Origin of the sequence: Azohydromonas caseinilytica (genome assembly GCF_012927045.1) — a bacterium.
GTDB lineage: Bacteria > Pseudomonadota > Gammaproteobacteria > Burkholderiales > Burkholderiaceae_C > Azohydromonas > Azohydromonas caseinilytica.
In genome coordinates this window covers 1-11,225 of sequence record NZ_JABBFW010000053.1, presented here as the reverse complement: position 1 = coordinate 11,225, position 11,225 = coordinate 1, and the positions used below count along the sequence as shown (strand labels likewise).

General features: G+C 58.4%; 15 protein-coding genes and 2 pseudogenes. 1 reads left to right on the top strand and 16 read right to left on the bottom strand.

The window, feature by feature from the left end; translation table 11 throughout:
* Positions 1 to 759: 759 nt before the first annotated feature.
* The 4 genes from HHL10_RS29280 to HHL10_RS29265 form a co-directional block, all read right to left on the bottom strand.
* Entirely contained in the window at positions 760 to 1,293 is a 534-nt protein-coding gene (locus HHL10_RS29280; RefSeq protein ID WP_169163962.1) for a GIY-YIG nuclease family protein, read from the bottom strand.
* Between the two features lie 216 nt (positions 1,294 to 1,509).
* A complete protein-coding gene (locus HHL10_RS29275; RefSeq protein WP_169163961.1) occupies positions 1,510 to 2,166 on the bottom strand; it encodes a hypothetical protein in 657 nt (218 codons plus the stop codon).
* Between the two features lie 84 nt (positions 2,167 to 2,250).
* Positions 2,251 to 2,577, bottom strand: coding sequence for a type II toxin-antitoxin system PemK/MazF family toxin (locus tag HHL10_RS29270; RefSeq protein WP_169163960.1), 327 nt, complete (start codon positions 2,575 to 2,577; stop codon positions 2,251 to 2,253).
* Positions 2,564 to 2,782, bottom strand: a complete 219-nt coding sequence (locus HHL10_RS29265; protein WP_235971865.1) for a DUF8778 family protein — start codon at positions 2,780 to 2,782, stop codon at positions 2,564 to 2,566. Before HHL10_RS29265 ends, HHL10_RS29270 begins: the two co-directional genes overlap by 14 nt.
* Before the next feature lie 175 nt (positions 2,783 to 2,957).
* Between HHL10_RS29265 and HHL10_RS29260 the strand changes: the two genes are divergently transcribed.
* Positions 2,958 to 3,530, top strand: coding sequence for a recombinase family protein (locus HHL10_RS29260; protein ID WP_169163958.1), 573 nt, complete (start codon positions 2,958 to 2,960; stop codon positions 3,528 to 3,530).
* Between the two features lie 362 nt (positions 3,531 to 3,892).
* Here HHL10_RS29260 and HHL10_RS29255 read toward each other — a convergent pair whose 3' ends face one another.
* The 12 genes and pseudogenes from HHL10_RS29255 to HHL10_RS29205 form a co-directional block, all read right to left on the bottom strand.
* Positions 3,893 to 4,759, bottom strand: a complete 867-nt coding sequence (locus HHL10_RS29255; protein ID WP_205833280.1) for a replication protein RepA — start codon at positions 4,757 to 4,759, stop codon at positions 3,893 to 3,895.
* Positions 4,756 to 5,001, bottom strand: coding sequence for a ribbon-helix-helix domain-containing protein (locus tag HHL10_RS29250; protein WP_169163957.1), 246 nt, complete (start codon positions 4,999 to 5,001; stop codon positions 4,756 to 4,758). The genes HHL10_RS29255 and HHL10_RS29250 overlap by 4 nt, the downstream gene beginning before the upstream one ends.
* A 15-nt stretch (positions 5,002 to 5,016) precedes the next feature.
* A complete protein-coding gene (locus tag HHL10_RS29245; protein ID WP_169163956.1) occupies positions 5,017 to 5,661 on the bottom strand; it encodes a nucleotide-binding protein in 645 nt (214 codons plus the stop codon).
* 139 nt (positions 5,662 to 5,800) lie between these two features.
* Positions 5,801 to 6,124, bottom strand: a complete 324-nt coding sequence (locus tag HHL10_RS29240) for a HigA family addiction module antitoxin (RefSeq protein WP_169163955.1) — start codon at positions 6,122 to 6,124, stop codon at positions 5,801 to 5,803.
* A 12-nt stretch (positions 6,125 to 6,136) separates the two neighbouring features.
* Positions 6,137 to 6,418, bottom strand: coding sequence for a type II toxin-antitoxin system RelE/ParE family toxin (locus HHL10_RS29235; protein ID WP_169163954.1), 282 nt, complete (start codon positions 6,416 to 6,418; stop codon positions 6,137 to 6,139).
* 93 nt (positions 6,419 to 6,511) lie between these two features.
* Entirely contained in the window at positions 6,512 to 6,793 is a 282-nt protein-coding gene (locus tag HHL10_RS31445) for a hypothetical protein (protein WP_510528609.1), read from the bottom strand.
* Positions 6,794 to 7,021: 228 nt separating this feature from the next.
* Positions 7,022 to 7,441, bottom strand: a pseudogene (locus tag HHL10_RS31440) (DNA-primase RepB domain-containing protein); the annotation flags it as partial.
* 11 nt (positions 7,442 to 7,452) lie between these two features.
* Positions 7,453 to 7,938, bottom strand: coding sequence for an IncQ-type mobilization protein MobB (locus HHL10_RS29225; RefSeq protein ID WP_235971864.1), 486 nt, complete (start codon positions 7,936 to 7,938; stop codon positions 7,453 to 7,455).
* A 346-nt stretch (positions 7,939 to 8,284) separates the two neighbouring features.
* Positions 8,285 to 8,698, bottom strand: a pseudogene (locus tag HHL10_RS31425) (relaxase/mobilization nuclease domain-containing protein); the annotation flags it as partial.
* Positions 8,695 to 9,015, bottom strand: coding sequence for a plasmid mobilization protein (locus HHL10_RS30890; RefSeq protein ID WP_310734702.1), 321 nt, complete (start codon positions 9,013 to 9,015; stop codon positions 8,695 to 8,697). The pseudogene HHL10_RS31425 and the gene HHL10_RS30890, both read right to left, overlap by 4 nt.
* A 408-nt stretch (positions 9,016 to 9,423) precedes the next feature.
* Entirely contained in the window at positions 9,424 to 10,530 is a 1,107-nt protein-coding gene (locus tag HHL10_RS29210; protein WP_169163952.1) for a reverse transcriptase family protein, read from the bottom strand.
* Complete coding sequence (locus HHL10_RS29205) at positions 10,514 to 10,810, bottom strand: helix-turn-helix domain-containing protein (RefSeq protein WP_169163951.1); 297 nt, start codon at positions 10,808 to 10,810, stop codon at positions 10,514 to 10,516. Before HHL10_RS29205 ends, HHL10_RS29210 begins: the two co-directional genes overlap by 17 nt.
* Positions 10,811 to 11,225: the final 415 nt, after the last annotated feature.

Sequence of the window (11,225 nt, the reverse complement as noted above, 5' to 3'; positions counted from 1 at the left end):
CCGTTCAAAGCCAAGCGCTCTCGCCGACTTCAGCTATGTCACCTTCGGATATAGAGTCTTGCTGTTTCCCCCTGCTCTTTACACGGATCCGCCTCTCGTCGGATCCGACTATCCCCGTGGGCCGGGCCGGGCCGGACCTTAGGAGAAGTGGTAGAGGCTATCAACCTCCGCGGAGACGAAGCTCCAACTACTGCGAGACGAGAATCTCCGTTACGCCACGTTACCAATCATAAAGGCAAAAACAAGCGCTGTAAAGTCATCGATATTTTTTACATAAAAGATTCTGTCAACGTGACGACTTTCTCTTGAGTCACCGCCAAGCAGGGCTTGGTGGTGTTCGTGCGCGCTGGCACACATGCTGAGTTGTTCAAGTAATCAGGCCCGCCGGCTCTGAGCCCACGCCGTTGGGATTTCAAACAGGGCTGTGACAGCGCGACTTCAGCGCCAAAACCGCATCCAGGCTGCTGAACTTCCGTGGTGTTTCCGAACTGCGAAGCGCGGGCAAGATAGGTGAAGTAGGCCCACCAGCGGCGCTGGCGGACCTACTTCACGGGCCCTTATTCGCCCCTGCGGGGCTCAACGGGATCGCTAAAGAAGCGCTGTAACAGCGCTGAAGCCGCGCGGTGGCAGCACGGAAGAACCGCTGAAGCAGCGCTGAAGTGGCGCTGCAGCTCCACGCTGGCGGCGCACGCCTCCAGTTCCCGCTCAAGGCGCCCTTATGCCCACGGATAACGTCAATAAGCCAACTTGAATTTGGAATTACCACCCCAAGCGGGGAAAGAGGTACTTCCAATATGGGTGGTCTTCAAGGTTGTCGCGCAACCTTTCGCTTAGCTGCATCGGGTTGTAGTGGGGACGGAAGCGACGAAGCTCGACAGGGTCATTTTCAAGCAACCAGCCTTGGTCGTCCTGTGGACAGTGAAAGTATCGACGCAGACACTCTTCAATCACACGCTCAGCTTCGTGCGGTGCACACTGAAACCATTCACTGGGCTTGTTGGTGATGAGATGGTAATGATGCAAGTATCGTTTACTCAACTCATAATGAATCCAAGATTCTAGTCTCACCGTATCGCTTGCCTCGACATGGTACGCAACATGGATGGCATAAAATGGATTAGTAGTTTCGGTGGTGCGCACATAAAGCCGTCGCTTTGTACGGCCGACTTTGCAGCACGTTGCATCGCGCGTGTTCACGGCGACATAAATCCAACCTGCCAGATCGGGATCGGCACCAACCCCAGTCATCGGCCATTCTTCACTGCGCGCCCAGTTCCAAGTGTCATAAGGCATATATTCCTCCTTCCTCTGGTGTACATAAGTTCGCTACGCGATGGGGCAGCGGACCGTTAGCGTTCCAGTGTAGAGGGTCCGTGACGTCCTACCGCTCAACTGCCAAATTTCATACAACAGGTTCTAAGGCATGGATAATATCAATAATCTGAGCCCTCTTTCTGTTCGTTAAAATAGAAAACGGCAAGGTTAGGCTTTTTCACGGACTACAGTCTCTTAGAAGCCAAGAAGAGGACGGCGGAACAGTGTAAGGAGCGTCCCAAACAATAAAAAGGTCGCTGCACCACCTATTAACCAACCCCATATTTTATCTGAGCGATCAGAAGCACGCGATTTAAAAACATTATAAGGCCTAAGATCACCCATGAAAAAAAGATAAAACCAAATCAAAGCAATCAAAAAAATCCACAAACTATAAAAGTTTTCTTTTTTATCCGCAAAGTTAATTGCGATATACCCCAGAATACATGCAGCCACAAATAAAGCGCCCCCTACCTGTGGTACAGGATGCGCAATCCAATGCCATATCTTTTGTGACTCAAGAAGTCTCAGCAAACCATTCCTTAATCCAAGAACAAATTCTCTTGAATTTGGCATTACTGCGCTAATGTAAAGCTTGGCATACATTTTTTTTCTTGAGAAATTTAACCGCACTCTTGCTTTTATTCCATCATCTCTATAAGGCAACTCAAATTCCACATCAACACTTGAAGTGCTATCAGCAAATAAGGAGGTATTCATCTGTTTTATAGATGAAAGTTTCTCAACACCAAGATTGTCTTCTATTTTTACAGAAAAAATACCATTTCTTTTTTCCGCATCCAAAAAAGATGCGTCCAAGAAATATTTTTCCAGATACTCTTCCAGCTCCAAGATGGAATTTTTTTCAATCCTAACGGAGGGCAAATATTGCTCATGCGCAAATGATGGGTAAGACATTTATTTCAAACTTTATATTTATCTTGGTAAGCCTAGATGAACACAAATTGCATCCTCTACAGCTCGCATATCAGCCTTAGACAAGGCCCCAAGTTGGTCCTTCAACCGCTCCTTGTCGGCGGCCATGATTTGATCAGCCATCGCCTTGCTGCTTTTGCCGCCTACGCTTACCAACGCCTCGCCTGGGTACTGGCGCCCAGTGTTGCTAGTCAGAGGTACTACCACCACGCGCGCTAGATTCCGGTTAGCCGCATCGTTGCTCACGATCACGGCCGGTCGCGTTTTGCGGACCTCGCTGCCTACGGCGGGGTCGAACTCGACCCACCAGACCTCACCGCGTTTCATCGCGCATGTCGCCGGCTAAACCGTTGCACCACTCCTGCGCCTCGGCCTCACGCGCTTGGTCGGCGGCCATGGCCCGGTAACCGTCATCAAGCGTCGTGTCCAGCACATGCGGGCGCAGCAGGTCCTCGATGAACTGGCTCATGCGCCGCTTACCCACCGTACGGTAAAGCCCCTCGTACACGGCCTCATCGAGCGTGATCGTCATTCGCCTGTGCATCACTAACTCCAGAAATACGTTATGCGTATAACGTACTTTACAGGACCGTGGTAGACAAGCTGGACGGTGTATGTGTTGTAAAGACGATCCTTTTTGCGACGCTTCGGCACTCCAGGCGTGACAAGGGCTTAGGTGTCGCAAAAAGCAGTCGCAGAATGGCCCGATGGCACTCATCGGCTACGCGCGCGTCTCTACCGACGATCAGAACCCATCCCTGCAGCTCGATGCGCTGCGCGCGGCCGGCGTGGAGCAGGTCTTTGAGGACCGGGGCATCCCCGGCGCCCAACAGGCCCGCCCAGGCCTCCAGAAGGCCCTAGGAGCGCTTCAAAGGGGTGACGTGCTGGTGGTGTGGCGTTTGGACCGTCTCGGGCGCTCCTTGGCCCATTTGATCGGTCTGGTGGGTGAGCTGCGGGACCGGGGCTGTGGTTTTCGCTCGCTCACCGAGTCCATCGACACCGCCACCGCCGGCGGCGAGCTCGTCTTTCACCTCTTCGGGGCCATGGCGCAGTTCGAGCGCGCCTTGGTGGTGGAGCGCACGCGCGCCGGCCTGGCCGCAGCCAAGCAGCGCGGTGCCAAGCTCGGGCGCAAGCACGCCTTGACGCCTCGCCAGGTCCAGCACGCTCGCCAGCTCATCGAGGCCGGCGAGAGCCCTACGGTTGTAGCCCGGTCGCTGTCAGTGGACCGCTCCACCCTCTACCGGGCCTTGGCCCGCGTCAGCGCCAAGCCGGCGCCTTGAGCCCTTCTGGATGCCAAGGGGGGCCCGCGCCGCGTCAGCGGCGTGGGGGCGAAGCCCCGCCATAGGCGGCCCGTGGATCTGGCTGGCCGGAGGGGGAGCCGGCGAAGCCGGGGGAACCCCGTAGGGGTGCCCCTTGCCGCGTTGTCCACAGAACGCGGCGCTCCTACTACAGGGAACTACAGGGAACTACAGGATCTTTATTAGGAGCGCGACCGTTTCATCGCAAAAGCGCGACCGTTTCATCGCAAAAGCGCGACCGTTTCATCGCAAATAACTTGCTCAATCCACAGCCTTGAAGTGTCCAACTCAGCCTGGACACCGTGACCGTTTCTGCGTGCTTCAGCGCTGGAGGCGCGACCGTTTCATCGCACTTTGCCCACGTGCGGCGGACTGGGCTTTAGGACCAAGCCAGAGCTGCTTTCTTCCACTTGGGCATCGGGGTAGACGGTCAGCACCTTGTGCAGTTCGTCCTTGAAGGCAGCCTTGAAATCCCGTTCACGGCTGTAGTCAGCACCGAATTGCGCAGCAAGGGTGCTCCACGGGATAGCAGTCGGCCGAGTCAGATAGCTGTAGCGATAGGTCAACCAGATGTAGGTGTCTAGGGCCATCGGACTGCGCTTCAGGGCTGTCAGGGCGCGCATGTCAATAGGCACAGGGCCTTCCACCACTTCACGGAAGAAAGGTTCGGTCAGTGTGATGGTGGAGTGCCATTGATCGTCCTGCTCAGGGTCCTGGGCATGCCACCACATGTCGATCCTGTCGGCCAGCCGAAACCCCATATCGGTCATCCGGCCAGGCCCTTCGTAGGTCAGCGAAACGGTACTGGTGAATAGCCGGCGAGTTTGGTCCTTCAGCCGCGTGATATCGCCGCGCGGGCCACCGGCCCGGATCAAGCCAAGTTGCCGCATGAATGCAGCCATGGACTCACCCAACTCGATGACACGGCTGTTGGTGCGCACGGCTTCTCTGGTGACGTAGGCCAGGAGAAGGCGCGGGATCGTGCCGTAGGGTAGACCGATCTTGGAGGGCGCCATGATGGACAGGGTGTAGCTGCCGTTCGTGCGGGTGAACTCGTTGCCCTCGACCTTCTTGTGCGGCAGCGTGGCCTGTACAAGTGCGCGAGCCATGAAGCCAACAGCGCCCGCAGTAGCGGCATCCTCGCTGGAGATAGCCAACCCTGCATTGATGAGCGTCTCGTCAGCAAAGGTCAGCTTCTTGGAACTGGTCATCGCTGCTCAGCCTCGATGGCACGGCTGATAGCCATCTTGATGAACGACGCACGCGTGATGGACAGCTTCTTGGCTGCGGCGTCGATCCGGTCCACCAGCTCGGGAGGCATTGCCACCGTGATCTGACGCTGGTTGCCAGCCATCACCCCCTTGACCACCGGCGGCACCTTTTCGCCTGCATCCGGAGCCGCCTGGATGAACGTCTCAGCGGATTTCTTGGGGGGCCGTTTTGTGATCGCCATAGCTTGTATTTAATATCAAATTGAATTGAAAACAGCATTAATCAATGCCGTGATCTCTTCAACGGCTTTGCCGTCCTTGGGCGAGAGTTCCAACACGCTCATGCCTTGGCCGGCGGCGTTGGCCAGCGCCTTGCGGCGACGGATCGGGGTGGCCAGATACTGCAGTTGCGGGAAGTCGGCCAGTGCTTCGACAGCCTCTTCGTTGTCCTGGCCGGAAGCGTCGGCGTTGTTCAGCACGGCCACGGCGCGCAGGCCGTCACGCACTGAGCGTGCCTCGTCGATCAGGCTGCAGATATCAGCCAGGGCCCAAACGTCGAGGCTGCGCGGCGCGAAGGGCACCACCAGCACATCGGAAAGCACCAGTGCCGCACGCAGCGCTGTGGAGTCCCGCCCGCCAGCGTCAATCACGATGTCCTGAAACTTCGGCCCGACCTGCTGCACCTGTGCGCGCAGCGTCGAGCCGTCGGCGTACTGCGCGCATGCGATGCGCGGCTGTCGGCCGGCCTCGGACCGGACCGTGATGGCGGTCTGGGCGGTGCCCTGGCGGTCGCCATCGATCAGCCACACGTCACGGCCAGCGATGGCGCGCGCGATGGCGAGGTTCAGGGCAAGAGTCGTCTTTCCGACGCCGCCCTTGGTATTGCCGACCGTCACGATCATGGTGATGCTTTGCTTTGTTATTGACCGTTATTTAATATTAAATAACGGTCATAAAACCGTGAAATCATAGCGGCACCTTGGCGCTCTACCGGTACACGTTGCGCCGGTTGCTGACTCGCACAGAGGAAGGCCACCAGGCTCAGGCCGCGGTGTCCTGGGGCCTCGGCGCCGGCCGCACGTTCAGCGGCACCTCCTTGACGTGCTGCTCAGCCTGCCAGTGGTCATAGGCGGATTGCTCGGCCAGCCACACGGTAGCGTCGCCGCCACGGTCCTTGCCAAGCCACGCCTCGATGCGCAGCGCCATTTCCGGTGAGATCGCGGCATGGCCGTTGATGACTCGCGACAGCGTGGAGCGGTCCACGCCAAGCTGTTGGGCCGCCTCGGTCACGGTCAGTCCAAGCGCGGGAATCACGTCGTCGCGCAGGGTCAGGCCGGGGTGAGGGGGGTTAAACATGCGTCCCATGTGCAGGTCCTTTCAGTGGTAGTCCTGGTAATCGACCAGTTCCGCGTCGGCGCCGTCGAATCGAAAGGTCAGCCGCCAGTTGCCGCTGACCGACACCGCCCAATGGCCCGAGAGGGAGCCTTTGAGCGGATGCAGCTTCCAGCCCGGCAGGTCCATGTCTTGCGGGACGCTGGCCACGTTCAGGCGGCGCAGCATGCGCCCCATCCGATCCGCGTGCTGGGCCTGGATGCCCGCTGTGCTGCCGGTCTCGAAAAACCGCTTCACGCCCTTGTGCAGGAAGCTCTTGATTGCCATGCCTCGATTGTGACGCGTGACGCATCACGCCACAAAGTCCAGTCCCGACAGTTCCCAAGGGCCGCGCCGCCACCCGGTGGGTAGTGGCAAGGTTCACCGGCCGAGGCTCGGCCCTTCGCGGCCTCGCTCCGGTGCCCGGCCCAGCTCACGCTGCCGCTGGATCTCGCGCCCGCGCCCCTGCCAGTGCGCCAACACCTCCGGCGCGTTCCAGGCCTGCGCGGCTGTGCGCCGGGCGTAGCCCTCGATTCCACCCGGCTGGCCGTGCTCGATGTGGGGCGAGCCTTCGTGCAAGGCCCGCTCGATCTCCTGCCGCGAGTAGCGCCCGGACTTCGCCAAGTGCGTGGCAATCGCCCAGTCCACCCGCTCGAAGTCCACCGCCGGGCCATGGCGCGCCAGGAGCTGCTGCGCCTGTTGCCGGTACACCGTGAGCGCATCCCGCTGCCACACGTGATCCGGCGCCGCCCGGATGGCCTCCAGCCGCGCCGCCCGCTCCTGCTGCTCCCGCTGCCGCTCCAGCCCCTCCGCGAGGTGCTGCAGGAAAGCCGGCGCTGCGGCGGCCACCCGGCCCGGGCTCTCGTGGGCCAGCACGTAAGGCTGGCGGTCTTCCTTGCGCAGCGCCGGCGCCTGGTGCGTGAAGCCCGCCAGCCGCCCCCAGCTGCGGCTGCTGGCCTTCTCCAGCGTGCCCCCGTAGTGCCGGGCCAGCGTGCGCGCCGCCTGGTCGTGCACCTCGGCCGGCAAAGGGCCCTCCGACAGCTTCACCCAGGCCTGGAAGTGCCCCGGGCCGGCCTCGATGGTCGCCGCCGGCGTGAAGCCTTCCTTTGCCATGCGCGCCAGGGCCTCCCGCTGCAGCCCGTCCACCAGCACGAGGCCATGCCCGCCTTCGGGCCGGATGAACACGTCATGCCCTCGCGCGTTCATCCGCTTGAGCCACGCCACCGACTGTTCCAGCTCTTGCGCGCTCCAGCTCCGTTTCACCAGCTCCCTGCCCTGCGCCTCGCGCAAGGCCACCTCCAGCCGCGCCACCCCCAGCGCCTTTACTTGCCTTTGGACGGCCTCAAGGCTTCGATCACGGCGGGTTTGAGATGGGCCGCCACCGCCTTCGGGTCCAGCGTGATCTCGGGCGACGTCGGTGGCGCCACCCAAAGCCAGAACACGCTCACGAGCGCCGCCGTGAGTAACCCCGTCATCCCGGCCAGCGCGTAGTGGCGCCACTCCAGCCGCTGCCCGGCCAACTCCAACCGCGTCCCGGCCTGCGCCGCGTGCTCGGCGGCCTGGTTCCAGCTCTTGGCGGCTTCGTTCATCTGGCCGGTGAATTTCTCGCCCTGCTCCCGGGCCTTCTGCTGGATTTCGGCCAAGGTGGTTTTCGTCTCGTCCGCCAGCGCGGCCATGGCCTGCGCCAAGGGCTCCAGCGCTGCGGCCAATTCCTCCACGCTCTGGTGTTTGGCCTGCCTCAACTGCTCGATCTGCCCGCTCAACTGCTCCAGGCGCTGCGCGCTCGATGCCGCGGCGGACAGCCGCAAAGTCTCGGTCTTGCTCATATCCGATACCCCGCTTTGCCAGACCCGCCGGCGTGTAGCCCCGGCCCAGGTCACTACCCTTCATCACCACGCCGTCCAGCCGGTACGACAGCCCCGACAGCTTCGCCCCTTGCAGCTGGACCACGGGAATCAACTCCACCCCGACGGCCTCCAGCCGCTGCATGTAGTCGCTGAAATCCCGGCTTTTGAGCGCCGCTGCGTCGCACAGCGCATGCAAATGCATCCGGGTGGACGGCTCTCCCGTGCGAATCCCGTGCTCGATTTCGCCCCGGGTATAGGCCCGCCGCTGCGCCTCGTGGCTGGGCGCCACCTGCTCCAGGCGATATACCCGCTCGATCTCCCGCACGATCCTTTCCTGGCGCGAATAGTCCAGGCTGTCGCTCACCACCTCGCCGCCGAACGTGATGCGGTTTGCCAGGATATGGATGTGCTCGTGGTCGGTGTCCAGGTGCCGCGTGATCAGGAATTGGTTGTCCTTGAATCCCATCCCGCGCAGGTACCGCTGGCCGATCTCGCGCCATTGCTCATCACTGAGCTTTTCACCCGGCGCCGCCGACAGCGACACGTGCAAAACGGCCTTGCCCACTTTCGGGCGCAGTCGCCGGATTTCCCCGAATTCCGCCGCCAGCTCGCGCGGCGTCCGGCCCGCCATGTTGGTGTCGATGACGCGGCCTTTTTCCTGCTTCAGGTCGTAGTCCAGGGCCCCACGAAATCCCCGGCCCTTGACCAGCTTGGCAATCACGCCCCGCGCTCCACGCCAATGAGCGCCAGGCGCAGCCGGTTTACCTCGCCGGCCAAGCGCTGCAAATGGGCTTCCGTCACGGTGACGAAAGTACCTTCATTCGCCAGCCGCGTCAGCTGATTCAGATTCGCCGCCAGCCGGGCCAGCTCGGCATATTGCTCCCGGTTCACCGCCGGCACCGGCGGATCGGGCAGCCGCCTTTTCAGCGCCGCCTCGCGCAGATAATGCGCCGGCGTCAGCCCCAAAACTGCCGCCTTCGCCTGCAGCGCCTCGAATTCCGCCACCGACACTCGCACGCCGATGGTTTGCGAGCGCACCGCTTCGGGCTCCAGCCGGGGCCGCCCGCCCCGCCCGCGCCTGGGTTTCGTCTCCGTCACGAAAGCACCTCCCGCGTCCTGCTGCGGCGGCCAGCGCAGCGTGCCGCCGCCCCGGGGTGCAGGGGCGTGAGCCCCTGCCAAGCCGTTTGAGCGTTAGCGAAAACATGGCTTGCTTCTAGCCCCGCTGCGCTGCCGTGCACGCATGGTGCGCCGGCGGCGCGCGCTCAGGCGCAACGAGGTGTGCCAAGGTAAGGCGACTCTGCACAGTCGCTGCTCGCCGCACTTGGCCCCCCAACCGGCGCCCTTAGTCTTAGTCCTGTGACGACTAAGCACGTTGATGCTATCTAGTAGCGCTTCATCAACGACTGGACAATTACCTAGACGGCCGAGTGACTAAGCGTCAAAAAATTAACTTTTCATAGATGAAGAATTATCTTGCGCTTTAGGCGAGATGTCACTCCAAGAAGCCTTATCAGGCATTACATCAGGAACACAAGCCTCTTCAAATTTCCTTTTTTCAGAAGCACTTGCCTCCTTCCGCCTCAAAACTGACTGGGCCTGGGATATCTTTGAATAAATTTTAAAAGCCCAAGACTTATACCTTTTGTCAACATAGGCAGCCTCACCAAGCAAACCGCCCATTTTTCGCATAAGATCAAGCCGCTCCTCATCATTAGAAGCCACCGCAATTGCCTTTTCTATTGCGCGAGCCTTCTTGAATCTAATATGAGGAACAGTTAAATTTCCCTCATAGATCACCAAGCCAGTCACATGCTTGGCCTCATTTTCACGAAAAATCTTTGTCTTCGACAAGGATAAGCTATGGCCGTATTTTTCAACTATTGATTTAACTTGCCAAACTATATTGCGAGGCAAAACATCCCCAGAAATTGTAAAATCATCAATATAGACAGTCATCAGAAGATGATTCTCTTCCGCGAGACGATTAAGCACACGAAACAATTCGCAATTAGCCCAATAAGCCAAAATTGGACTGACAGGGGAACCAGTCGCCAAAGCTCCATGGCAAACACACAATTTTGTTAGTATGCGAGCAACATCCGGCGCACACTGAAGTGTGTTTCTAAAGAAACTAAAAACTCTTGAAGCAGACGTTGACGGGAAAAACGACTTTAGATCAAACGTCGCGACGTTTTTTGCATCAACATGCGCTTTGGCATTAGATCTGTAAGAGCTACCTTGTTTTGCGCCATGGCAAAACTCAGGCATTTCCACCCTTGCCAACAAGGAGAGAATGCGGCGCTGAACCAATTTCAGCTCCGGCAAAGGATTCTGAACTCGCCGAGCCCCTTTCACTTTCCCAGTGAAAGGACATATTTGCTCTTTTAAGGTAAAAACAAAGTAGTTTCCTTTGTCCACCCCCAGCGGTTCAAGCCTGTCTTGAGAAACTCTCAGTATTGCCGCCAGTCGCTTCTTTGATCCAATTTTAAAAAGGGCGCACTGATCTAGGCTATAGAGTTTTCTCTTTTTTTTCGACTTAAATTCTTCTTTCATTCCTTGCCTCAATCCACTGAAGCAAAGATATAACCTTCTTCGCCAGTTTTATTCTAACCCCCTCTGTAATTCCGCCATTACTTCTTTCAGAAAAAAAATGAATAGAAGAAACGGGAACGCCAAAGGTTAAGCTATAGGCACCAATAACGCTTTCAGTGGCAATTTCCTCGCCACTCTCTATTCTCGCAAGCCGGCCTTTAGAAAAACCAAGCCTTACGCAACACTCATTTTGAGAAAGATCATGATAAGCCCGAAGAAGACGCAGAGCCTCATGAATCATGATTCAATAGATTGTAAGAAAGCGGGGTAATTCAAAGTTAAGCGCTACCTCCGAAACTTTTTAGTAACTCCATGAGGCTATCCCAGTGAGGCTTTCCTTGCTCATAGAGCCAGTTTATACCTCTAAGGGCGTTGCCAACACGTCCCAGTCCGAAGAACAGTGACGTGATGAAGTTAGATTTCGGAGTTTTACCTCCCTTTGACGGGCAAGACTCTGCGGCTTTAAGCGATGACATAAGGATTAATCCTTTCAGCTGTTGTCGCGCTTGACACTTCGAACAACAGAATGCCGTTCAAAGCCAAGCGCTCTCGCCGACTTCAGCTATGTCACCTTCGGATATAGAGTCTTGCTGTTTCCCCCTGCTCTTTACACGGATCCGCCTCTCGTCGGATCCGACTATCCCCGTGGGCCGGGC

What these genes read in the sequence shown, in the direction of transcription:
- HHL10_RS29280 (WP_169163962.1), bottom strand. Translation starts at nt 1,293, where the DNA reads ATGCCTTATGACACTTGGAACTGGGCGCGCAGTGAAGAATGGCCGATG.
- HHL10_RS29270 (WP_169163960.1), bottom strand. Translation starts at nt 2,577, where the DNA reads ATGAAACGCGGTGAGGTCTGGTGGGTCGAGTTCGACCCCGCCGTAGGC.
- HHL10_RS29265 (WP_235971865.1), bottom strand. Translation starts at nt 2,782, where the DNA reads ATGACGATCACGCTCGATGAGGCCGTGTACGAGGGGCTTTACCGTACG.
- HHL10_RS29260 (WP_169163958.1), top strand. Translation starts at nt 2,958, where the DNA reads ATGGCACTCATCGGCTACGCGCGCGTCTCTACCGACGATCAGAACCCA.
- HHL10_RS29255 (WP_205833280.1), bottom strand. Translation starts at nt 4,759, where the DNA reads ATGACCAGTTCCAAGAAGCTGACCTTTGCTGACGAGACGCTCATCAAT.
- HHL10_RS29250 (WP_169163957.1), bottom strand. Translation starts at nt 5,001, where the DNA reads ATGGCGATCACAAAACGGCCCCCCAAGAAATCCGCTGAGACGTTCATC.
- HHL10_RS29245 (WP_169163956.1), bottom strand. Translation starts at nt 5,661, where the DNA reads ATGATCGTGACGGTCGGCAATACCAAGGGCGGCGTCGGAAAGACGACT.
- HHL10_RS29240 (WP_169163955.1), bottom strand. Translation starts at nt 6,124, where the DNA reads ATGGGACGCATGTTTAACCCCCCTCACCCCGGCCTGACCCTGCGCGAC.
- HHL10_RS29235 (WP_169163954.1), bottom strand. Translation starts at nt 6,418, where the DNA reads ATGGCAATCAAGAGCTTCCTGCACAAGGGCGTGAAGCGGTTTTTCGAG.
- HHL10_RS29210 (WP_169163952.1), bottom strand. Translation starts at nt 10,530, where the DNA reads ATGAAAGAAGAATTTAAGTCGAAAAAAAAGAGAAAACTCTATAGCCTA.
- HHL10_RS29205 (WP_169163951.1), bottom strand. Translation starts at nt 10,810, where the DNA reads ATGATTCATGAGGCTCTGCGTCTTCTTCGGGCTTATCATGATCTTTCT.